This window comes from Halobacillus campisalis (assembly GCF_030345335.1).
Taxonomy (GTDB): Bacteria; Bacillota; Bacilli; order Bacillales; family Halobacillaceae; genus Halobacillus_A; species Halobacillus_A campisalis.
On sequence record NZ_JAPVRC010000001.1, the window covers coordinates 247,963 to 270,224 of the forward strand.

Annotated in this window: 19 protein-coding genes; 10 read left to right on the top strand and 9 right to left on the bottom strand. The window is 40.7% G+C overall.

Translation table 11 applies throughout. The annotated features are described in order from the left end of the window. Positions 1 to 202: 202 nt before the first annotated feature. From O2Q26_RS01200 to O2Q26_RS01215, 4 genes are all read left to right on the top strand, one after another. Positions 203 to 397 (top strand): DUF6366 family protein, encoded by a 195-nt coding sequence (locus O2Q26_RS01200; protein WP_289214211.1) that lies wholly within the window; start codon positions 203 to 205, stop codon positions 395 to 397. Positions 398 to 488: 91 nt separating this feature from the next. Next, entirely contained in the window at positions 489 to 710 is a 222-nt protein-coding gene (locus tag O2Q26_RS01205; RefSeq protein WP_289214212.1) for a DUF3953 domain-containing protein, read from the top strand. Positions 711 to 1,250: 540 nt separating this feature from the next. Further along, a complete protein-coding gene (locus tag O2Q26_RS01210) occupies positions 1,251 to 1,616 on the top strand; it encodes a DUF4181 domain-containing protein (RefSeq protein WP_289214213.1) in 366 nt (121 codons plus the stop codon). Between the two features lie 663 nt (positions 1,617 to 2,279). After that, positions 2,280 to 2,591, top strand: coding sequence for a hypothetical protein (locus O2Q26_RS01215; protein ID WP_289214214.1), 312 nt, complete (start codon positions 2,280 to 2,282; stop codon positions 2,589 to 2,591). A 171-nt stretch (positions 2,592 to 2,762) separates the two neighbouring features. Here O2Q26_RS01215 and O2Q26_RS01220 read toward each other — a convergent pair whose 3' ends face one another. Then, the gene (locus O2Q26_RS01220; RefSeq protein ID WP_289214215.1) at positions 2,763 to 4,721 is read right to left on the bottom strand and encodes an AMP-binding protein; all 1,959 of its coding nucleotides are present in this window, start codon (positions 4,719 to 4,721) and stop codon (positions 2,763 to 2,765) included. Positions 4,722 to 5,076: 355 nt separating this feature from the next. Between O2Q26_RS01220 and O2Q26_RS01225 the strand changes: the two genes are divergently transcribed. Both O2Q26_RS01225 and O2Q26_RS01230 read left to right on the top strand, forming a co-directional pair. Next, on the top strand, positions 5,077 to 6,225 hold the full coding sequence (locus O2Q26_RS01225) for an NAD-dependent epimerase/dehydratase family protein (protein WP_253934786.1): 1,149 nt from the start codon (positions 5,077 to 5,079) through the stop codon (positions 6,223 to 6,225). Between the two features lie 13 nt (positions 6,226 to 6,238). After that, positions 6,239 to 7,402, top strand: coding sequence for a glycosyltransferase family 4 protein (locus tag O2Q26_RS01230; RefSeq protein WP_289214216.1), 1,164 nt, complete (start codon positions 6,239 to 6,241; stop codon positions 7,400 to 7,402). An 836-nt stretch (positions 7,403 to 8,238) separates the two neighbouring features. Here the strand turns inward: O2Q26_RS01230 and O2Q26_RS01235 are convergent. The 5 genes from O2Q26_RS01235 to O2Q26_RS01255 form a co-directional block, all read right to left on the bottom strand. After that, a complete protein-coding gene (locus tag O2Q26_RS01235; protein ID WP_289214724.1) occupies positions 8,239 to 9,219 on the bottom strand; it encodes a phosphotriesterase family protein in 981 nt (326 codons plus the stop codon). A 701-nt stretch (positions 9,220 to 9,920) separates the two neighbouring features. After that, positions 9,921 to 11,111: a saccharopine dehydrogenase family protein gene (locus O2Q26_RS01240; protein WP_289214725.1), complete on the bottom strand. Its 1,191-nt coding sequence runs from the start codon at positions 11,109 to 11,111 to the stop codon at positions 9,921 to 9,923. Between the two features lie 14 nt (positions 11,112 to 11,125). Continuing rightward, positions 11,126 to 12,628: an aldehyde dehydrogenase family protein gene (locus O2Q26_RS01245; RefSeq protein ID WP_289214217.1), complete on the bottom strand. Its 1,503-nt coding sequence runs from the start codon at positions 12,626 to 12,628 to the stop codon at positions 11,126 to 11,128. 18 nt (positions 12,629 to 12,646) lie between these two features. Then, positions 12,647 to 14,299 carry a thiamine pyrophosphate-dependent enzyme gene (locus tag O2Q26_RS01250; RefSeq protein WP_289214218.1) on the bottom strand — a complete coding sequence of 551 codons (1,653 nt, stop codon included), beginning with the start codon at positions 14,297 to 14,299 and terminating at the stop codon, positions 12,647 to 12,649. Continuing rightward, positions 14,299 to 15,474, bottom strand: a complete 1,176-nt coding sequence (locus O2Q26_RS01255) for an aminotransferase class I/II-fold pyridoxal phosphate-dependent enzyme (protein WP_289214219.1) — start codon at positions 15,472 to 15,474, stop codon at positions 14,299 to 14,301. The genes O2Q26_RS01250 and O2Q26_RS01255 overlap by 1 nt, the downstream gene beginning before the upstream one ends. 284 nt (positions 15,475 to 15,758) lie before the next feature. Here O2Q26_RS01255 and O2Q26_RS01260 point away from each other — a divergent pair, with 284 nt between their 5' ends. The 3 genes from O2Q26_RS01260 (at position 15,759) to O2Q26_RS01270 (ending at position 19,306) form a co-directional block, all read left to right on the top strand. After that, positions 15,759 to 16,946, top strand: a complete 1,188-nt coding sequence (locus O2Q26_RS01260; protein WP_289214220.1) for a CaiB/BaiF CoA transferase family protein — start codon at positions 15,759 to 15,761, stop codon at positions 16,944 to 16,946. 11 nt (positions 16,947 to 16,957) lie between these two features. After that, a complete protein-coding gene (locus O2Q26_RS01265; protein WP_289214221.1) occupies positions 16,958 to 18,145 on the top strand; it encodes an acyl-CoA dehydrogenase family protein in 1,188 nt (395 codons plus the stop codon). 321 nt (positions 18,146 to 18,466) lie between these two features. Continuing rightward, complete coding sequence (locus tag O2Q26_RS01270; protein ID WP_289214222.1) at positions 18,467 to 19,306, top strand: C40 family peptidase; 840 nt, start codon at positions 18,467 to 18,469, stop codon at positions 19,304 to 19,306. A gap of 118 nt (positions 19,307 to 19,424) precedes the next feature. On the opposite strand, the gene O2Q26_RS01275 is transcribed toward O2Q26_RS01270, so the two are convergent. Both O2Q26_RS01275 and O2Q26_RS01280 read right to left on the bottom strand, forming a co-directional pair. Then, positions 19,425 to 19,577, bottom strand: coding sequence for a hypothetical protein (locus O2Q26_RS01275; RefSeq protein WP_289214223.1), 153 nt, complete (start codon positions 19,575 to 19,577; stop codon positions 19,425 to 19,427). 73 nt (positions 19,578 to 19,650) lie between these two features. Beyond that, a complete protein-coding gene (locus O2Q26_RS01280) occupies positions 19,651 to 20,184 on the bottom strand; it encodes a GNAT family N-acetyltransferase (RefSeq protein WP_289214224.1) in 534 nt (177 codons plus the stop codon). A gap of 435 nt (positions 20,185 to 20,619) precedes the next feature. Here O2Q26_RS01280 and O2Q26_RS01285 point away from each other — a divergent pair, with 435 nt between their 5' ends. After that, the gene (locus tag O2Q26_RS01285; protein ID WP_289214225.1) at positions 20,620 to 21,135 is read left to right on the top strand and encodes a hypothetical protein; all 516 of its coding nucleotides are present in this window, start codon (positions 20,620 to 20,622) and stop codon (positions 21,133 to 21,135) included. 206 nt (positions 21,136 to 21,341) lie between these two features. Here O2Q26_RS01285 and O2Q26_RS01290 read toward each other — a convergent pair whose 3' ends face one another. Further along, positions 21,342 to 22,184 (bottom strand): aldo/keto reductase, encoded by an 843-nt coding sequence (locus O2Q26_RS01290; protein WP_289214226.1) that lies wholly within the window; start codon positions 22,182 to 22,184, stop codon positions 21,342 to 21,344. Positions 22,185 to 22,262 lie beyond the last annotated feature (78 nt).

Genomic DNA, 22,262 nt, shown 5'->3' on the forward strand with positions numbered 1-22,262 from the left:
AATATACAAACCAGCAGACCAAACGCCTATGACTTGGTCTGCTGGTTTTTTTCGTATATCAACGATAATTTGATAATAAAGTTTGAATCAGCTTACATAGTCGTAACTTCAATAACATAAGTTGAAGACTTGATTTCGAGGTTGAAACTAAATTGGATTAGTATCGTATGTGTAATAAGAGGAATGATTTTGGAGGGATGAGATGGGAAATGAAAAAGAAACTCCTGAAGAAAGAAGAGAAAGAATGAGACAAAGAGAGTTAAGCAATCCTTCAAGCAGTGGCCACGGAAGTAATCTTTCTGATTTAGTGGGTGGTTTAGGCTGGAAGGGTACTGGATTACTCATTCTCCTAATAATAACAGGGTTTGTAGTTTATTCTTTAGCTACGGGAAATTAAAGTAAACAACGAGAGATATTTTTAAATCAAGTCTTACACTATGGGTGCAGGTAGCACCAGACTTGATTTTATTTTAAAGGGGGAAGTACTTTTGAAAATACTTAGAATAATTTTGGCGGTTGTTGTAGTTGTTCTATCCAGTTATGGTTTGATAAATGGAACAACTGGAATCATATTACCTTATGTTTTGCTGTTTGTGGGCGGCATGCTTCTTGTAATGGGGGTTAATGAATTTCAAAAACGAAAACCCATTGCCTTCCCATCATTCCTCGCAGCTGGATTTAGTTTTTGCGTTGGATTTTATACTTTATAAAGTAATTGGGGGAAATACCTGAGTAAGAACTTAAAGCAGGAGGAGTTTTTTGAAAAGAAAAACAATAGATCAATTAATAGTTTTTATTTTAGGTGGATGACTATTTACTTTTTCTATTGAATAGAAAATAGAGTTTGTAGAGGGAACTTCAACTCATCAAGTAATTAATTTCAACTGGTATGGAAAGGAAGTAAGCGAGCAGCCCTTTAAAGGTGCGCCTAGAGAAGCGCTTAACCTATTTCATAAGCAAGATAGAATTCAAAAAATTCAAGTTTTCATAGTTGTTTTTGCACTTATGACTTTGGGCTATGGTGGAGCAAGGAGTAAAAATGCTATATATATGGTAGTGCCTTTATATTATTCCTCCTAGTTGTTATTGATATTATGATGGTAAACAACTTTAGGCAGGGTACGAATTGAACAAAAAATGAAAGATGAATTTGGAATACATCTCGATATCGAGCCCTAATGAAACGAGCCTGATAAAGCAAAAGAATTTGATCATCGTTTACTATCAATATAAGGGGGGGGAAGAATTAGGTGAATTTTTTAGCGTTTTTAATTTTTTTAATTATCGTGATGTTTTTGTTAGAGAAAATAACAGTTAAGAAGCTTCGGATTGAAAAGATAAGAATATCAGAAACGTCCGGTAAAAACCTTGACCGTTGGGGAAGAGGTATAATTCTTTTAATCTTTTTAAGCACACTATGGTTTGTCATCGATAGCAACTCAGACTCTCTAACTAAATTTTATTTCATGACCTATTTAGCATTATTATTAGGTTTTCAGGCAATTATGGAATTTGTCTTTATAAAGGGATCAAAACAATATATCACCACAACGATATTACTTTTAATGAGTCTTATTATTATGTATAACATTGATAAGTTTACTTTTTTGGAGTAGATATTGTGTCATAGTCTACTAAAGTAACAATTGAGGTGTTACTTATTTTACTAAGTGAAGATATTCTTAACACACGGCATAAATTCGATGGTTTTCCCATGGAAACGTAAAGTAAGCTGTGGATTATTATAAAAATAATACGGTCTTTCTGGTAATTGCTTTGACTTGGTTACTTAATGAGTTTAATAAAGATGGGGGTGCATCCTACCCTATAGGGTCATGAGCTAAATAGTGAAGATGCCCACGTGGCAGTAATAGATTTGAATACATCAGGATATCGCTATTTGTGTGATTTAGGAAATCAATGGATTACGCCTATACTAATTGATCAATAAAGTGAAGATTTCTGGAGTGAAGTACTCAGTGGGTTCTTTCCAGCAGCAAACATACAAGTACAAAACTAAGGGTAAGTATGTGGATACTCATTATCATAGACTAATGGGAAAGTTACAACGCAAACATGAAGCGGCTGTAACCTCTCAAAATATTACTAGACCCAATCCTTTAGTTGAAAGTCGAGTTTTTTATAAAAATGAGATTGCCCATTGGGAGTTTGATAGTTGGGAAGTTACTTAATTACAACAGACGGCTTATATAAACAACCTGAAAAAAGGCGAAACTTTCCTCATTTCCTTTCGTAAAAGAGAGAGAGGGGGTTTTGGAGTGAAGCGGATCATCAGAAGGTCTTTTGTGACTGCAGTTGTAATTGGCGTGGTCGTATGGATAGCTAGTCTTCTTGTTCCATTTTCATATAATGTATGGAGTTTTTTTATCGGTCTTGGTTTGTCTGTTGTCTTTTTCTTAAGTAATAGCAGCGGAGGAGCCATTTCTAAGGGAGCTAATTACGCAGCTGCTTTATCTACTTTTCAGCATCAAGAGGAACAGGAGCTGAAAACAAATCTAGGTGGAGTGTTCTTTGGGGCTGTTCTCTATACCCTCGTCAGTTTAGTCACTACGATTGTCTTTTATCTATAACTAGCCGTAAATAAAAGGAGAAAAACCTATTTTACTTACTGAATGGATCACACGTATAAAGAACTTTGACAATGGTTTGAAGAAAAATAAATAAGGACAGAAAAAAATGAAATTCCGAATGATCGGAATTTCATTTTTTACAACTATAAACCGTGACCATTAACCGAGTCTTTATTTAAAGGCGTGCTGCTGACCGATTTTTTTAATTTCTTCGACCGTCTCCGGGTTTTCAAGTGCACTTAAGTCTCCAGATGGTCTCCCTAAATATGCTGACTTTATAGCTCTTCTCATGACTTTAGCATTTCTTGTTTTAGGGAGATCGGATACGGAAAAAACTTTTTTTGGAGCTAAAGCTTTTCCTAATTTGTGTGCCATAAATTCCTTGATTTCCTCGATTAACGCTTCATCAGCTGCTGCTTCACTGCGCAGCACGATAAACGCAATCGGCTCCTCTCCTTTAATATCATGGGGGACGCCGATAACGCCTGCCTCTATAATCTCTTTATGGTCAACTAATACTGATTCGACTTCAGCAGGACCGAGCCGTTTACCTGCGACGTTCAGGACGTCATCTGAGCGTCCTGTGATTGTATAGTATCCATCATCGTCAACAGTGACCCAGTCTCCGTGAAGCCAGGTATCTTCAAAGCGGCTCCAATACGTTTCTTTGTACCTCTTGTCATCCTCGAAGAAGCCATTAGTCATCCCAACCCACGGCTGTTTGATCACGAGTTCTCCGACTTCATTTTTGAGGGATTCTCCCTCAGGGTTGTAAATATCAGCATCCATGCCGGGCAGGAGAGCGTTGAATGTGACAGGTTGAATCGGTTTAACGAGGACATTGCCGAAAATTCCTCCGGAAATTTCAGTACCACCTGAATAATTGAAAATAGGAATCTTTGATTTTCCAACCTTCTCAAAGAGCCACAGCCACGGCTCGGGGTTCCATGGTTCTCCCGTTGAGCCGATTAATTTCAGGGAGGATAAGTTGTGCTTCTCTATCCAGTCGACCCCATGCTTCATCATGGAGCGGATTAAAGTAGGGGAGATGCCTAAATGAGAGACCTGATACTCTTCTACCATCTGCCAGAGACGGTCAGGCTCTTTGTAATCGGGTGTACCTTCAAACATAACGATGGAAGCACCGTTTAAAAGACCACCGTAAACGAGAAACGGCCCCATCATCCACCCCATGTCTGTGTACCAAAAAACGGTATCCTGCTGGGTGACGTCCATGCAAATTCCAGCATCGAACGCCGCTTTTATCGGGAATCCTGCATGTGCGTGTAAAACGCCTTTAGGCTTGCCGGTGGTACCCGATGTATAAATCAGCAAAAAGGGATCATTTGATTTCATATGCTTCGTGTCGTAGCTTGTAGGTTGATTTAACAATGAGTTGAAAGCAACATCACGGTTTTCCTTCCAATTCACTTTTTGATGGGTCCGTTCGACAACGATCATATGTTTTAAATGCTCAGTTTTCTCTGCAGCAAGATCTGCTTCTTCTTTCATTGAAATGACTTTTCCTCTTCTATGAAATCCATCAGCTGTAATCAAGAATTTAGAACGAGAAGCGTTTAAGCGGGTAGAGAGAGCATCAGCTTTATACCCGGAGAAAGTAGGGCAAATGATTGCACCGATTTTTGATACGGCAAGCATCGCAATCAATGTTTCAGGAAGCATAGGCAAATATAGAGTGATGACATCACCTGATTTTGCTCCTAAGTCCTCAAGTCCGTTTGCAAACGCATTCATTTTTGTATTTAGTTCATGGAAGGTGTAGGAAGCCTTTTCTCCTTCGTCACCTTCCCAGTACAAGGCAACCTTATGTTTTGTTTTTTCATCGGCTGCCCATTTATCAATCGCATTGTGCGCTACGTTTATTTCTCCACCTGCAAACCACTCAGGATATTGAATACCTCGCTGCAGGTTCAGTGTCTTATCATAATCCTTATACCATTCAATCCCGAGCGTTGATGCTGCCTCATCCCACAGCCATTCGATATCTTCCACTGACTTTTTCTGAAATTCATCGTAATCGTCGTATCCGTTCATTTTCATCCATTGGTAAAGGCGGGTGTTCTCTTTCAACTTCTCGTCAGGTGTCCACACATTCTTATATGTATTCATCATCGTCCTCCTCGGTTTTAAATGAATTTTCAAAATACATCTAATTATAGTATAACTGAACATAGGTAATGAATGAAGATTCAACTCATCCGTTTTTAAAAACAGATATGTATGAATGATCAGTTGAAGATGAAAGGTATAAAAAGGATGTGTGAATTTGCTCAGAAGGGGGATAAGTAATAGGATAATAATTGTTTTTCAATTTATTTAATGGTAAAGTCAAAAACGTAAGAATCAATGGTCATGGAATGTTAAATTATGAAACAATTTTATCTTGATCATTACCAATACTTAATAAAAGAATGTTATTCTAAATTTAAAATGGAAATGTGTCCAAGGAACTAGGAGGTAGATTATGAGAATTATAGTAGCAGGGGGAGACGGTTTTTGTGGTTGGCCGACCGCATTATACTTATCTAAACAAGGTCATGACGTATCAATTGTAGATAATCTGGCCAGAAGAGAGATTGATGAAGAGCTTCATTCTAATTCAGTTACACCGATTGCAACATTAGAAGAGCGTGTTGCTAAGTGGAAAGAGCTGACAGGGAAGGAGATCCGCACGTTTATAGGTGATTTGAATCATTACGATTTTCTACGTGAGGTCTTCCGTCAAACAGAACCAGAAGCATTTGTGCATTTCGCTGAACAGCGTTCCGCACCTTATTCCATGATTGATCGTCAACATGCAGCTTACACGCAGACGAATAATGTTATCGGTAACTTGAATGTATTATATGCTATTAAAGAATTTGCTCCTGAATGTCATTTGATCAAGCTTGGCACAATGGGTGAATATGGAACACCGAATATTGATATTGAAGAAGGATATATCGAAATTGAGCACAATGGTCGTAAAGATACCTTGCCGTACCCGAAGCAGCCGGGCTCTTTTTATCATTTATCCAAAGTGCATGACAGTCACAACATTATGTTCGCCTGCAAAATTTGGGGAATACGCGCGACGGATTTAAACCAGGGAATTGTATATGGTCTACACACGCAGGAGACACAGATGGATCCAGTACTCGTCAACCGTGTGGATTATGATGGAGTGTTTGGTACTGCATTGAACCGTTTTGTCAACCAGGCAGCTATCGGTCATGATATTACGGTATATGGTTCTGGAGGACAGACCCGTGCCTTCCTTAATATTGAGGATACTGTACGTTGTGTAGAAATTGCTGCTGAAAACCCTGCCGATCGCGGTGAGTTCAGAGTGTTCAACCAGTTTACAGAATGGTTCTCAGTTAATGAATTAGCTGAGCGTGTTCAGAAGATCGCTAAAGAAGAAGGGTTTACGACTGAAGTCAAAAAAATTGAAAACCCTCGTATTGAAAATGAAGACCATTACTACAATGCGAAAAATACTAAATTACGTGATTTAGGTCTAGAACCCCACCTATTAACGGACGATGTCATCCGGGACATCTTGAAAATATCGGTAGAGAATAAAGACCGAATCATCGAAGAAAACGTCTTACCATCTATTACTTGGAAATAAGGAGTTTTACGCCTTGAAAATCGCCATCATTACAGAAACGTTCCTTCCATCTACGGATGGAGTGGTTACAAGACTGAAAGAAGCTATCAAACATTTAAGGGAACAGGAGCATGAAGTAGTTGTGATTGCCCCGGACTTAGGTGTAACTGAATATGAAGGTGCGATTGTTGAAGGAGTTAAAACAACGACTATGCCTTTTTACCGGTATAGAGAATTTTCTATGCCTCAAAAAAGGGTGAAGAAGCTGCTTTTAAAACATGATCCGGATTTAGTCCATGTTGTAAACCCTGCTCTTGTAGGGGTCTCCGGCGTTTATCATGCCAGTAAGCTTAATTATCCATTAATCGCTTCCTATCACACACATGTACCTAAGTATTTAGAATACTATCGCTTGTATCCGTTCGTTCCTATAGTGTGGTGGTATTTCAGAAAACTTCACAATTACGCCGACTTGAACTTATGTACTTCAAAGGCTATTCAAGGTGAGCTGCAAGACAAAAGATTCCACAATGTCCACGTATGGGACCGTGGTGTTGCCATTGATCACTATCATCCCGATCATAAAAACGCCAGCATGCGTGAAAGGCTGTCGGCTGGAGAGACGGATAATAAACTCCTCGTATTTGTTGGCAGATTGGCTCCAGAGAAGGAGATCCATAAGATCAAGCCTCTTCTTGAGCAAAGAGATGATCTTTCTCTGGCGATAGTCGGAGATGGTCCTGAGAAGGAAGCTCTAGAAAAGACATTCGCAGGCACAAAAACGGTATTTACCGGACTTCTTCATGGCGATGAGCTTGCACAGGCATTCGCTTCCTCAGATGCATTGATTTTCCCATCAGTCACTGAGACATTAGGGTTAGTCATTCTTGAATCGATGGCTTCCGGACTGCCTGTCATTGCAGCTAAAAGCGGTCCGACTATGGAGCAGGTAGAGGATGGAAAAACGGGGCTTTTATTCGAGAATGAGAATACGGAAAGCATGATTGAAGCAATCAATCGCCTTGAAGATGAAGAGCTATATAAAAGATTAAGCAGCAACGCTCGGAAGGAAGCTGAAAATTTCAGCTGGCAAAAGCCTTCCGAACAGATTCTGGATTATTACTACAAGACACTTGAGGTTTATCAGGAAAATCAAGCGAAATCCTCTAAAAAGTCGAAAGTTAAGGTCACAGAGTAAAAACTCTGTGGCTTTATTTTTTTGATTAAAAATTTTAGTAGTTTGACTTAAAACTTAGTAGCAACTCCGAACAATAAATAAAAAAATATCAATAAAATTATAAAAGAACTATAGGGGAAGAAAAGGTTAATTATGCCGTAATTCGCTGTTACGAACAAGTGTTCCGTTGCAGGAAGAATAAATCGGAGGAACCAATTAGCTGATGTAACGATATCATAAATGACAAGGGCATTTAAAATAAATTGCGGAATTTCAAAATAAGTGAATAGCAAGGCAGTGGTTCACAGAAATAGTGTGAAGCAGCAAGCAGTGGATCGAATGACAAACCAAATAAAAGAACTGAGACGAATGTATATAGACGGACTGGCAATTCATAAACAAATTAGATAAAGAAAGATTATGAGGATTTTAACAACTGAAAAGCAGATCAAAGTACATAATTAAGTATGAAAAAGTGCCAACTTATAAAGTTTGACTTAAGATATAGTAGCAACTCCGAAAAATAAAAATAAATACAATCAATAAATTATCGAAAGTCCCAGAGGATTGTAAGCATAATGAAGTTTACCAGGAGCAAAGAGTAAAAAACGGTAGTTACATAAAAAGCATTAAGTGTTTAAAACGATATAAATTTTCATTCTGTCTCACTATCAAGAGTATACTTAGTTATTGAGACAGAATGAGGCTTTTTAACTTAACTTCCTATAATATATATTATGTAAACTAGAAAAATAAATGAAATACTATTCAAACTTCTCTCTTTTTAGCTACGAGTTTAATAAAGAAAAATCCCCTTAATGTAATCTTACTTAAGGAGATTCGATTTCACTATGATATTAGCGGTTAGTTTGAAAAAGGTTCTTAGCATTCGTTTCAAAAATCTGCTCTATTTGGTTTTCCGTAATTCCACCGCTCTCCAGCAATGCTGGCAGAATTCGACGAAATAGATGGTCTGGCTGCCAATTTTGCAGCAAACCGGCTACAGAGTCTGGTAAAACGGGATCCCTGCCCCACCATACGTTTACCGTGTCGTGAGAAAGGAAAATTCTCTCTTCATAACCTGCTGCCAGTAATCCGCTCAAAACAACCATTCGCGATTCATCCATAGGTGCTCCGACAATTCCTTGCAACCCCCAGCGATCCAGCGCAATATAGGCCCCTTGTTTCAAAACTTGCAAGTGTTGATTAATATCAGTTGCTCCACACATATGCCCAATGACAACTTTAGAAAGGTCAGCCCCTTCCTCAATCAATAATTCTGTCTGTTCAGGCCCCATCGTCCCTTCCTGAGTATGTGTAATAAGAACAATACCGGTTTTCTTTTGCGCTCGAACAGCTGCCCGAAAGAACATTCTTTCATATTCGGTAATTTCATGTTTACTTGAAGCTAATTTGATTACACCTGGCTTAATTCCCGTCCCTTCGATTCCATTTGTTATTTCTTCTAAGAACATTTCATAAATTTCTTCCTCTGCCGTTCCGAGCTGCTGACGAAATTTAAAATAAGGTGTTGCCCCTTCTCCTTCGTAATAAAAACCCGTCGCACATAAGATATTTAATCCTGTAGCTTCCGATACGGCTTGCAGCAACTGAACATTACGGCCACATTCATTCGGTGTAGGATCTATAACTGTTTCAACGCCCTGAGCCTGGATCATCTTCGCTGTCTCGATTCCTTTACTCTTCTTTTGTTCAAAGTCAAAGGTGCCAAGTGTGAGGTCCCCCTGGAACCCTGGATAACCGAAAAAGAAATGCTCATGAATCAATGTTTTCCCTAGTTTCATTGAGTCTATAGGTCCTGTTACGGTTTCTACCATTCCCAATTACATCACTCCCTTTCTTTTTTAACTCCTAGTGTTGTAAAGCTTGCCACTGATTCCAAGAATCGTTACAAATCAAACATACCTACTAGTTAGTATGTAATTTCTACTATATATTTACTTTTCTGAAAATTCAATCGTAATGCTAATGCTTAAAGTTACTTGGCTTAAAAGTTAAGTTCTCTTTTTGCTTTAAGTGTTACAGTAGTAGTCACGTTTTCTACTGAAGACGAAGCAGCAAATACCACATCCTGCAGTTCTGTCAGTTGTAAATTCATTTAGTCAAGTTATTTTGTGAGAGCCATAGGGAAATTATATAGAACCATATATTAATTTTGGAGTCGTTTTATAGTAAGTGAAATTCAGAGACCACCACCCTTATTCATAAGTTATATCAGCTTTTCTTTTTTTGATCATAATCCTGTAACTCTAAAAACAGAAACTAAATCAGAGCAATTTATGATAGAATACCCACCTTGAACTGACGAAACAGTGACACGAACAAATGAAGTGTTAGATGATTTATTTAAGGGCTGTCACAAACATACCAAATAAAACGAAAGCCAGTGTTTACTTCACTGGCTTTCGTTTTGTCGTTTCCTGTATTATTATGAGGTATGGTTTAATTATTAGTGATTGTTTTTAAATATTGTTCGGAGTTGCTACTTAGTTTTAAGAGAGAGCATAATCCTTATTTTTTATCTATCAAAATCATCTATTCGCCGTTCAGAAATCATTACCCCTCTTTTCGCCATTTCAGTAATATAATGGCCTCCTGGTACAATTTTCTCTGGCGGATATACCCCTTTTTTTGTAATGATTTGACTGCCTATCATTTGAGCTACAACGGATATGGTATTGGCTGTGGCTCGAGCCATGGCTGTTACCTTATTCGTACGGTCTTTGTAGGTTATCATTTCATATTGGTAGGTGGTATCTTTTCCGTCCTTCGCTCCTCCGACACATACTCTGAGTAATACAGCATCATCCTTATCTTTTAAATCAACGATAGGATCCAACGTTTTCAGCAGCACTTCCCTCGGTTTTACTTGAATACCGCCCACATCCACAACATGGTCATTCCCGGTGAGCTTCAAGTCTACGAGCAACTTCATTTTTTCAGCGTGCCCTCGATATCGTATTGTTTTGTACTCCAGTGTATCGATGTCAGGAAAGGATTTTAGTAAGGTAGAAGTGCCTCCTGACGTATGGAAGGCTTCAAGCGGACCGAAGCGTTCAAAATGTAATTGCTCAAGCTCTGTAAGAGAATCGACTTGCTGCAGCTTACCGTTTCTAATGATCGTAGAAGGATCGGTGTAATGATCTAGCAGTCCTTCCATGGAAAATACATGATTATATTCAAGTGGTGGCTCAGGCTGGACTGGAATTCCCCCTACATATAGCCGGATTTCTTTCACTACATCGAGTTTGCTCGCGCCATAGCCTGATAGAATATTGATCATTCCAGGTGCTACTCCTAAATCAGGAATCGTCGTTACTTGAGCTGCTTTTGCGCTGTTATATAAATCTAATACATGGTCCGTTACGTGACCTATATGCCCTCCTAAGTCTACAGAACTTACGCCTGATTCGATAGCCGTTTTAGCGACAATTTCATTGAAAGAATAAAATAATGCGTTGATGACTACGTCATACTGCTTAAGAAACTCAGCAAGCTGTTCAGAATTTCCGGCATCGACTTTATAAGCTTTAATTTTCGGTGAACCGAGCGCCTGACATACTTGCTCTGCTCTCTGCACGTCGATGTCCGCAAGCCCTACTTTTTTCACTTCAGAACTATTCACTAAATCACGAGCCGCTTCTTTCCCCATCAATCCCGAACCTAGTACCGCCACTTTCATAGTCCGCACCCCTTTTTCACCGGTAATCTGATGCTGTTCAATTATTCAACGTCAATTTGCGCTCTTTGCAGCTTGCCGCTGAAGTCTACGTATATCGCTTTCCATTCTGTAAATACATCTAAAGCCGCTACTCCTGAATCACGGTGGCCGTTGCCAGTTCCTTTCGTTCCTCCAAAAGGCAAGTGGATCTCTGCACCTGTTGTTCCTGCGTTTACGTAAACGATTCCTGTATCCAAGTCACGCTGAGCAGCAAAAACCTTGTTGACGTCTCTAGTGAAAATCGAGCTCGATAAGCCGAATTCCACCTGATTATTGATCTCTATCGCTTCTTCGAGACTGGTCACCGGGATAAGGGAAACAACAGGCCCGAATATCTCTTCCTGCGCAATACGCATATCGGCTGTAGCATCTGTGAACAACGTCGGAGCAAAGTAATTACCAGCCGCATGTTCTCCACTATCCATTACATAACCACCCGTAAGAAGTTTCGCTCCTTCGTCTTTTCCAATTTCGATATATTGTTTGATTTTGTTTAGACCGTGTTCATTAATGACCGGCCCTACTTTAATCGATTCATCTAGTCCATTTCCAATTGTTAATTTTGCTATTTCAACCTGAAGTCTTTCTTCTAGTTCTTCTTTTAAATCTTCATGGACCATGACCCGGCTGCAAGCTGTACATCGCTGCCCGCTTGTCCCGAATGCACTCCAAAGAATTCCTTCAACGGCGAGAGACAGATCTGCATCGTCCATGACAATCACCGCATTTTTCCCGCCCATTTCAAGGGATACCTTTTTCAAGCGCTCGCCGCATTTCGCAGCAATATTCCGTCCTACATCATTGGATCCCGTAAATGAAATCACACGGATATCATCCTGCTCAAGCATAGCTTCTCCAACTGTCGATCCAGAGCCGAATACTACATTGATAACACCTTTAGGCAGCCCCGCTTCTTCAAAAATCTTCGCTAATTCATACGCCATGATCGGCGTTTCGGTAGCTGGCTTCCACACGACAGCATTTCCTGCAACAATCGCAGGGAAAGACTTCCACGTAGCAATAGCTATCGGGAAATTCCATGGGGTTATAATACCGACGACGCCGACTGGGGCGCGAACACTCATCGCAAATTTATCTTTTAATTCAGATGGAGTCGTCTGTCCAAATAACCTCCGGCCTTCACCAGCCATGTAGAAAGCCATATCGATCCCTTCCTGCACCTCGCCACGGGCTTCTTCAATGACTTTTCCATTTTCCATCGTTAATAATTGAGATAATTCCTCTTTTCTTTCCTTCATGAGAAGGCCTACTCTATACAATACTTCTGCTCTTTGAGGGGCAGGTACAAGCGCCCATTTTTTCTGTGCTATTTTAGCCGCTCCTGTTGCTGCGGCCACTTCAGCCTCACCGGATAATGGAACCTGTACAAGCGCTTCTAAATTAGCGGGGTTTTTAACATCTGCATACTTTTCAGTAGATGGAAAAAACCATTTCCCGTTTATATAATTACGAAGCTTTTCATCTTTGATTAACTGACGACTCATCTTACATACCTCCTTAAATTAGTGTCTGTTCCGTATTTGTTGAATAGTGGAAGAGACCGTGATCTGATTAGGGTCACTCTCTATTTCAATGAGCGACGGCTTTCTTATACGGATCGACTGAATAAGCGCCTTGTCGAACTCTTCAGCAGTTTTCACATAATAACTTTCCGCTCCAACATCCAGAGCAATTTTAGAAAAATCTACCCTCCCTAAATTCGTGCCGATCATTTTATGAGGATAATGCACTTCCTGATGCATACGAATGGTTCCGTACATGCAATTGTTGAACACGATGCTTATGACAGGTATGTCGTAGCGAACCGCAGTTTCTAATTCCTGCATCGTCATCATGAACCCCCCATCCCCTGATAAAGAGACGACGGTCCGATCAGGCAAAGCTAACTTAACCCCTAAGGCGGCAGGCATACCATACCCCATCGCTCCAGACGTAGGTCCGACGTACGTGTTTTTTTGACTGAATTGATAAAACCTATGAAGCCACCCAGCAAAGTTTCCCGCATCATTCGTAATGATCGAATCTTTTGGCAGATGTTTTTGAAGACTTGAAATGATTTTCTCATTGAGAACGACTTGTCCTTCTGTCGGTTTCAGCGATTGTGTATACTTTACTCGACATTTACTTGCCCAGCTCGTCCATTCATTAGGTAATTTCATACTTGTTAGATCTTTAAGGGCTTCCTTCGCATCTGCAACGATCCCGACCAGTGGAGAAAAGGATTTACCAATCGTTTCATAATCGATATCAATATGAATAAGTGATTGACCCTTCGTCAGAATCGTGTAGTCCTGGGTCGTGACTTCTGATAACCTCGTGCCTATGGCGATCAGAGTGTCGGCCTCCCGCACAATGCTCAGAAGGGTTGGTGTCATTCCCAGACCGAGGTGTCCCACATACAGGTGGTGGTCATTTGGAAATACATCATGCCTTCTAAAAGCTGCCATGACGGGCAGGTTAAAGGACTCTGCAAAATCTATTAGAGTTTCTTCCCCTCTGGCACTCTTTACTCCTCCGCCGGCAATGATCAAAGGGCGTTTACTGCCTCGTAAAATCTGTTCAATATCCTTGATTTCATCGCGAGAAGGTCTTGGGGAAGGTTTGGAAACTTTAGTTCCAAAATCCATTGTTGCTGTTTCCAATAACAGATCTTCCGGTAATGATATGACAACAGGGCCTGGACGACCCGTTCTTGCAAGACGGAACGCTCGTTGCACGATTTCCGGTATGCGGGATGCCTCATTGATCTCTACTGCCCATTTAGCGATCGGTTTAAAAAAATCCTCTAAATCAATCTCTTGAAAGCCTTCCCTTCCTTTAAATCTGCTGTGCACCTGACCGAGAAAGACGACCATGGGAGTGGAGTCCTGATAGGCGGTGTGGACACCAATAGCAAGATTCGAGGCGCCGACTCCCCGCGTAGCCATGACAACACCTGGTGTCCCGCTTGCTTTTGCGTAACCCTCTCCCATGAAAGAAGCCCCTCCCTCATGTCTCGCTGAAATGAGAGTAAGTGCAGGTTCATCAAAAATGGCATCAAGAAGAGGGAGGTAACTCTCCCCCGGCACACAAAATACCTTCTCTACCTCTTCCAGCTTCAGGCACTCCACAATGGCACGGGAACTTGACATAGACTGGTGCTGTCCATCCCCCATCAGGAAAGCCCCCTTGTCTTCCATTTCTTCATTCGATTCACCGCTTCACGCAAACGATGTTCCGGCGCAGACAGCGAGATGCGGATGAATCCTTCTCCGTTTACGCCAAACGCATTCCCCGGCGTAACAATCACCCCGGCTTCCGCAAGCATTTTTTCAGCAAACATCTGAGAGGTGTATCCCTTAGGAACCTTTGCCCAAATAAAAAAAGTCCCCCTCGGCTTGTTCGCTTTAAGATCAAGTTCTTTAATGGCATCAAGCATGATTTCCATCCGCTTCTGATAGGTTCGATTATTTGATGTTACCGTTGAAAAGTCACTGTTTAATGCAGCTGCTCCTGCTTTTTGAATCGGCAGAAACTGAGAAGTATCTGTATTGCTCTTTACAATCGATAAAGCGTGGATCAACTCCTCGCTCCCGACGACGTAGCCAATTCTCCATCCCGTCATACTGAAGCTTTTCGATAAGGAACCAAATTCAACAGTCCTTTCCTTTGCTCCAGGGACTTGAAGAATACTAGGGGCACGATAGCCGTCGAATGTCACAAGGTCATAAGCCGAATCATGTGCGACACACAGATTATGATTCTCTGCAAAACTAATTGCTTCCTCAAATGTACCGAGTTCGACCGTAGCACCTGTCGGATTGCTCGGATAGTTTAATAACATCATCTTCGCCCGGTCTACATCTGCAGGAGTAAGCGAATGAAACTGAGGTGCGAAATGGTTTTCCTCATACAAAGGAAGAGGAATAACTCTCCCTTGAGCCAGGTGTACAGCTGACGAATAAACGGGATAACCTGGATCCGGTACCAGGACACCATCCCCCGGGTCAACAACTGCGTGAATCAAGTGGGCAATCCCTTCCTTTGAACCAATCAGCGCGAGGACTTCCGATACAGGATTTAGATCAACGTTATAATGTCTTTTATAAAAATCGGCAACGGCTTTCTTGAATTCCGTACAACCCCCGTACGGTGAATAGCTATGGTTCTTCGGATCACTTGCTTCTATAGTTAACGCATCAATAATAAAAGAAGGCGTCGGCAGATCAGGAGCACCTATACCTAAATCAATCACATCTACTCCCTGCTCTTGTAAATCCTTCTTTTTTTGATGAAACACAGAAAACAAATAAGGAGGCAAACTATTTACTCGTTCTGACCCAAAAGTCATCATTCTCCCCCCAACTGCGTAATATCCCCCTAATATAAGCGGACGGTTTGTCCCACTGTTCTATCTTATTAAGAGAACAATCGTTTCATGATAGATGTTTTTATAAAGGAGATTGATTCTAAGACATATTTTCAGCCAAGAGGACATACAGTGTAGTGTAAGACGTGCTCATCTCCATTTTTGTGCTGACCGTTCATAAAACCTAGTTGATCCCAAGCCAGTTGGATTCATACACAGTATGGGTTCGGCTGGCTTTTTCCTTATGCAGAAAGGATGTGATGGATATGAATACAGCTTTACACGGCATTACGGTACTTGATTTAACACGAGTACTAGCAGGTCCTTATTGTTCGATGATTCTTGGAGATCTAGGTGCTGACGTTATTAAAGTGGAAGCACCGGGCGGGAGTGATGAAACACGACAATGGGGTCCACCCTTCCAACATGGTGTGAGTGCTTATTACTTATGCACGAATCGAAATAAGAGAAGCCTCACTGTTGATTTGAAAACAAAAAGGGGTAAAGAAATTATTGAAAAACTGGCTGCTGAGTGTGATGTCGTCCTCCACAACTTCAAGACAGGTACGATGGAGCGTTTAGGTCTTGATTACTTGGCATTACGTAAGATCAATCCACGTATTATTTACTGTTCCATTACTGGATTTGGTGAAACGGGCCCGTATAAGAATTTGCCTGGGTATGATTTTATTGTCCAGGCCATGAGCGGTTTGATGAGTATCACAGGCAGTGAGTCTTCAGGACCACAAAAAATAGGCGTTGCCATTTCGGATATTTTAACAGGTCTGTATGCTTGTATAGGGATTCAGTCGGCATTACTGGAAAGAACTCGATCAGGTAAAGGGCAGAAAATTGATTTATCTTTATATGATTCCGCGGTAAGCTCACTTATCAATATTGGAAGCAACTATTTAATGTCTGGACAAGAGCCTGAAAGATTGGGCAATCATCACGCCAATATCGTCCCCTATCAGACTTTCCGTTCCCAGGACGGGGAAATGGTTATTGCCATTGGGAATAACCATCAATTTGTTTCCCTTTGTCACTTGATTGAACAGCCGCATTTATCATCTGATCCCCGATTTCAAACAAATGCGGATCGAGTCAACAACCGTAAGACGCTCTCAACGATTCTTCAGCGTGCTTTTGAACAGCAGCCAACTGTGTACTGGAAGGAGAAATGCCAGTACGGCAACATTCCATTTGGCGCGATTCAAACTTTGGAGGAGCTCGTATCAGATAAACAACTGCATGCTCGTAATATGTTCATGACCGCCTCCCACCCGAAAGCTGGAACTATAAAAATGATCGGCAGTCCTTTAAAGCTGTCAAAAACTCCGGTTGATTTTAAACGGCATCCCCCCGAACCGGGTGAGCATAACGAGGAAATTTTACGGGCTCTCGGATATGACCAGAAAACTATTGAAGAGTTAAAGAACAATCGTACGATTTAAGGAGGGATTACATGAATTTTGATTTTAGTGACGAACAGAATATGCTGCGTAATACTGTTAGGGATTTTGTCGATAAAGAAGTGATGCCGTGTATAGGAGAATGGGATGCAAATGGTCATTTCGATAAGAGTGTATACCAGAAGCTTGCCCGGTTAGGATTGATGGGCGTGTGCATACCAGAAAAATACGGTGGGAGCGGTATGGATTATAATTCACTTGCGATTGTGTGTGAAGAATTAGAACGGGGAGACACAGCGTTTCGTACAGCGGTGTCTGTCCATACAGGATTAAACAGCATGACTCTCCTGCAGTTCGGCACCGATCAGCAAAAACAGAAGTACCTCCTCCCCCAGGCAAAGGGTGAAAAATTAGGTGCGTTCGGCTTAACTGAACCGAATGCAGGCTCCGACGTTGCTGCTTTACAGACGACCGCCGTCCTTAAAGGAGATTCATATATTCTCAATGGGCAGAAAACGTGGATTTCACTTTGTGATACGGCCGACCATTTCCTTGTGTTCGCCTACACCGATAAAAGTAAAGATCATCATGGCATTTCCGCTTTTATTGTGGAACGAACGATGAAAGGATTCTCTTCAAAAGCTACCAAGGGTAAGCTTGGTATTCGTGCCGGCAATACTGGTGAATTATTTTTTGACCATATCGACGTTCCAGTAGAAAATAGACTCGGAGAAGAAGGTGACGGGTTTAAAATTGCGATGGCTGCCTTAGACAATGGCCGCTTCACTGTTGCCGCAGGAGCTTGCGGGCAGATTATGGCCTGTCTCGAGGCTAGTGTCTCTTATTGTCATGATAGGAAAACCTTCGGTAAAGAAATAGGAAAACACCAGCTTGTTCAGCAGATGATCGCCAAAATGGAAGCCGGCTTGCAAATGAGCCGCCTCCTCGTTTACCGTGCTGGCGAATTAAAAAACAAAGGTGTGCGTAATACTAGAGAAACTTCTTTAGCTAAATGGCAGGCTTGTGATTTTGCCAATCAGTCAGCGGATGATGCTGTTCAAATACATGGCGCTTACGGGTATTCCAATGAGTATCCTGTAGAAAGATATTTACGAAATTCAAAGGCTCCCGTTATATACGAAGGCACAAGAGAAATTCATACAATCATGCAGGCTGAATATGTGCTCGGTTACCGTAAAGATCGGCCACTTAATAAAATGCTTCCACCATGGAAAGAGTGACCTACACATCTTCCTATATAGCTTCTTTAAGGAGAAGAGCGCCATCCGCTAAGGCAGACGGTGCTCTTCTTAGTATTTTTTGTTAAAAGTGTAATGTACTGTAATACGATTAACATCCAGGCTTAAAGAGTTTGAAACCTGCAGCGTATCTATATCTGATAGACTGAGAACTAGTTTGAAAAAACCCTGTGATTTAATATAGGTCCTTCAGCACACAGGGTATACATAGCCCGAAAGAAGTCAGACTAAATATTTCACTTTTTTCAAACGAATTAGTCATTACCCATTGAACACGGGTAAATTATTCAAGGAGGAATTTAAATGGTCAAGTCATCTCAGTCTATGCGAAAGTATGTGATTTCTTCTGCTTTAGTCACATCTCTAGCATTCACACCTGTAGTAAGCGAAAGTGTATTTGCTAAAGCAGATCCGTCAGCTGCGGATGAAAGCAGCTCTTCCGATTCTTCTATCTTAAATGACGGAGATCGCGGAGAAGACGTAAAGTCCCTACAGTCATCTCTTGAATCCAAAGGTTACTATACATCGAGCCTGGATGGTATTTTCGGTCCTCTTACTGAAGCAGCAGTCGAAGAATTCCAAGCGGATAATGGTTTATCCGTCGACGGATTAGTCGGGCCGAATACAGAAAATAAATTATCCGGTTCTTCTGAAGACTCTAGCAATGACAATGAGCAGTCCTCTAAAGACACAGAATCCGAAGACTCCTCTTCTACGGAAGAAACGACAAGCTCCGACGACTCTTCTTCTGAGGAAGAAACAACAAACGCAGCATCCGCTTCTAACTCTGAAGTAGTATCGATAGCTGAAGACCAAATCGGCACGCCTTACGTATGGGGAGGAACGACTCCTGAAGGCTTTGACAGCAGCGGATTCATTCTTCACGTCTTTGATGAAGTCGGGGTGGATTTAAATAGAAAAGAGAGCGATATGTGGTTATATGACGGGGAGAGAGTCGAATCACCAAGCATAGGGGATGTTGTCTTCTTTGAAGGAACTTATGATACAGAAGGTGCTTCTCACAGTGGCGTTTATATTGGAGATGACCAAATGATTCACTCAGGAAGTAATGGTGTTGAAGTAGCTGATTTAAATATCGACTATTGGCAGGATCATTATCTAGGGGTCAAATCATTTCAATAATTAAAGTTATGAAGTTATGTAAGCCAGTGCTTAAGCAAGCACTGGCTTTTTGTATTTTACAGAGTGAGTTCAGCTATTTGATTGATAAATTGAATCTCACCCTTGCGACAAACATGTACTAGACCTTATCCTTTTTTGACAACCTTGGTTTACTGAAAAAAGCGGCTAAAAATAAGAACATCAGCGATAAAAGAATGCCCGTGGCTCCCTTATCGAATAATGAAAACAACGGAGTGCTGACAGCTGATAAAATAAACATCCATTTCATCATCGAACCATCCTCTCCCCTTCATTTTTTAGAAAAATATCATGAGTGGATATGCTATACTATTCGATTTTAAGTCTTAACGTGGTCGTATATAAGTAGATTGGAAGATTGCCATGGTTATGATTCCATGCCACTTACCGTTTCTGAATATGTGTTCTTTTTGCTCCCCTTCTTTTACAAACCCTAAACTTTCATACAGTTTAATCGCTCTTTCATTAAAAGAAAAGACTCTCAAATACAGCTTATGTAAATTCATTTCTGAAAAACTGTAGTCCAACAGAATATTCATCACTTCTTTGCCGTATCCGCTCCCCCAATAGCTTTGATGACCAATATCGATTATACATTCCGCATTACGGTTCTTTAGATCCATATGCACTAAAGAAGCGATTCCGATCGGTTTATCCGAATCGTTTAATTCAATGATATAGTTTTTAGTTGTATTTGAATCACAGATGCTTTTAATAAATTGTTCTGTTTCCCTTAGCGAATAAACATCCAACTCAGGATTTGTGTATTGCATGACTTCTATATTACTTCTCCAATTATGATAAATGTGGAAATCATCGTCATTCATCTTTCTTAAATGGATCCTATCGCTCGTAAACATCAATACACTCCTTTTTTAAACTAATTATTCTACGCCCCATGATACAACAGACTTTTAAATTCATGAGCTTTTCAAACACTTATCCCTTCAATCCACACTAATCCTTGTTTAATCTCCTACTCCTGATGAGTCTACAGTAAGAAGTTCTACATAAATACGATATAACCTGCCCAGATGATTAAAGCAGCAGTCCAGCAAATATCTCAAACTCCTTTTGTTAGTAAACTAGTTTTTGGTAAGAATTTTAAACCTTATGTCAATTGCTGACACACCAAGGGACTTAGTGACAAAAAAGAGTCGTATTTCCCGATATTTTGTTAAGGGAACGCGGAAATTGCAAAACGATTCCAGCAGGAAACTGGTTACCTTTTGAAGAATTTAACAGTATAAGAGAAATGCGTGACAATCGTAATCTATAGAAAGAGGGTAGATCGTATGTTTAAAACCAGTACGTTTAAGAATGTCCTTTTCAAATGGATGCCGCACAAGGAACAAACTTTATGCGAAAGAAAGCTTATAAAGGTGATCAAGCGTCTAAATATCGATGATTTCCATTTCAACTGGGATCGTAGCAGCTGTTTTATAGAATTCACTTATCAGGAGAAATCTTATCGTTTAGAGCACTCTATTGACAGTGCAAGAAAACGCGGCATCATTTTAAGGAATGGACTGGATTGTTTAAATGAGTTGGCTCAATCCCTGGAAGATTTGTGTGAAATCATTAATAGAGGGACTTATAATTTTGAAACGTGGATCTCTGGTATGACACATCATCCTTTAGATCAAGAGCCATCTGATTATGAAGAGGAATTCCATATTAGATACAAGTCGTCAGGCCGTCAAAGTTATTCGGAATATGGCAGAGATGAAGAGTTTGTACCTTTTGATCAAGAGTCAGCTCTCAGGGACTTTGAACAAAACCAGCACATTCCTCGTTCGCAGCGCAGGTGATTCAACTGCCGCTTTCGAATACATAAAGCTTGCAGACTCTTTGCAAGCTTTTAAGTTATTCCTGCGATAAAGTATAAATCACACCTGATTTCTATTGTGCCAGCAATACTTAAAAGGAGTAACAGCACTTTCCCTAGACCTTCTCTATACGTTTGTCAGTTATGAGAATGGCGCAATTCTTCCCTTCAGAATTGCGCCGCAATTATTTAAAATTCTTCATAAGTCGCAGGGTCCTGATCATTGATCCTGCCATTCGATTGCGTTAAACGTGCAATCATACCCAGCTCTTCTTCATTTAAAGTAAAATCAAAAATTGAAATATTCTCGAGTTGACGTTTAGGTGAAGAGGATTTAGGAATTGGAATGGAACCAAGCTGGTAGTGCCAGCGTAATATTACTTGAGAAAATGATTTATTGTGCTGTCTGGCGATTTTCTTAAGCGTTTCATTTTGCATCACTTCATTAGCTCTTGCTAGCGGGCTCCACGATTGAGTTTGTATATTGGTATTTTCGTGCCAGATTCTTTGCTTTTCCTGGTTAAAAAATGGATGTAATTCTATTTGATTTATACTTGGTTTTTCCCCGGTTTCCTCTTCTAAGTATTCTAAATGCTCAGGAAGGAAATTACACACTCCGGCAGATCGGATCAATCCCCATTTTTTCGCATCTAATAGTGCTTGCCATGCTTCTAAATAATTCCCCTGGGCAGGGTTCGGCCAATGAATAAGGTACAAATCATAATAATCCAGTCCCGCTCGGTACAATGATTCTTGAATGGCCGGAACAGCTTTATCGTATGCCTGGTACCGCCCCGGGAGTTTCGAAGTAATTTTTAAATTCTCCCTTCGGATAGAACTGCGTCGTACGGCTTCTCCGACAGTCCCTTCATTCTCGTAGTTGTAAGCCGTATCAATCAGTCGATAACCTACATCAACAGCGCTGCTGATCGCATTCGCCCCTTCATTACCATTCAACTTATATGTACCAAAACCTATAGCCGGCAGTGTTAAACCGTCATGAAGCGTGATTTCCGGGATTGATGAATACATCGCTAACCACTCCTCTCTATTAATATTTACAGATTACCATTTTTATAAAGAAGAACCCAAATTTTTGAATCGGTATCC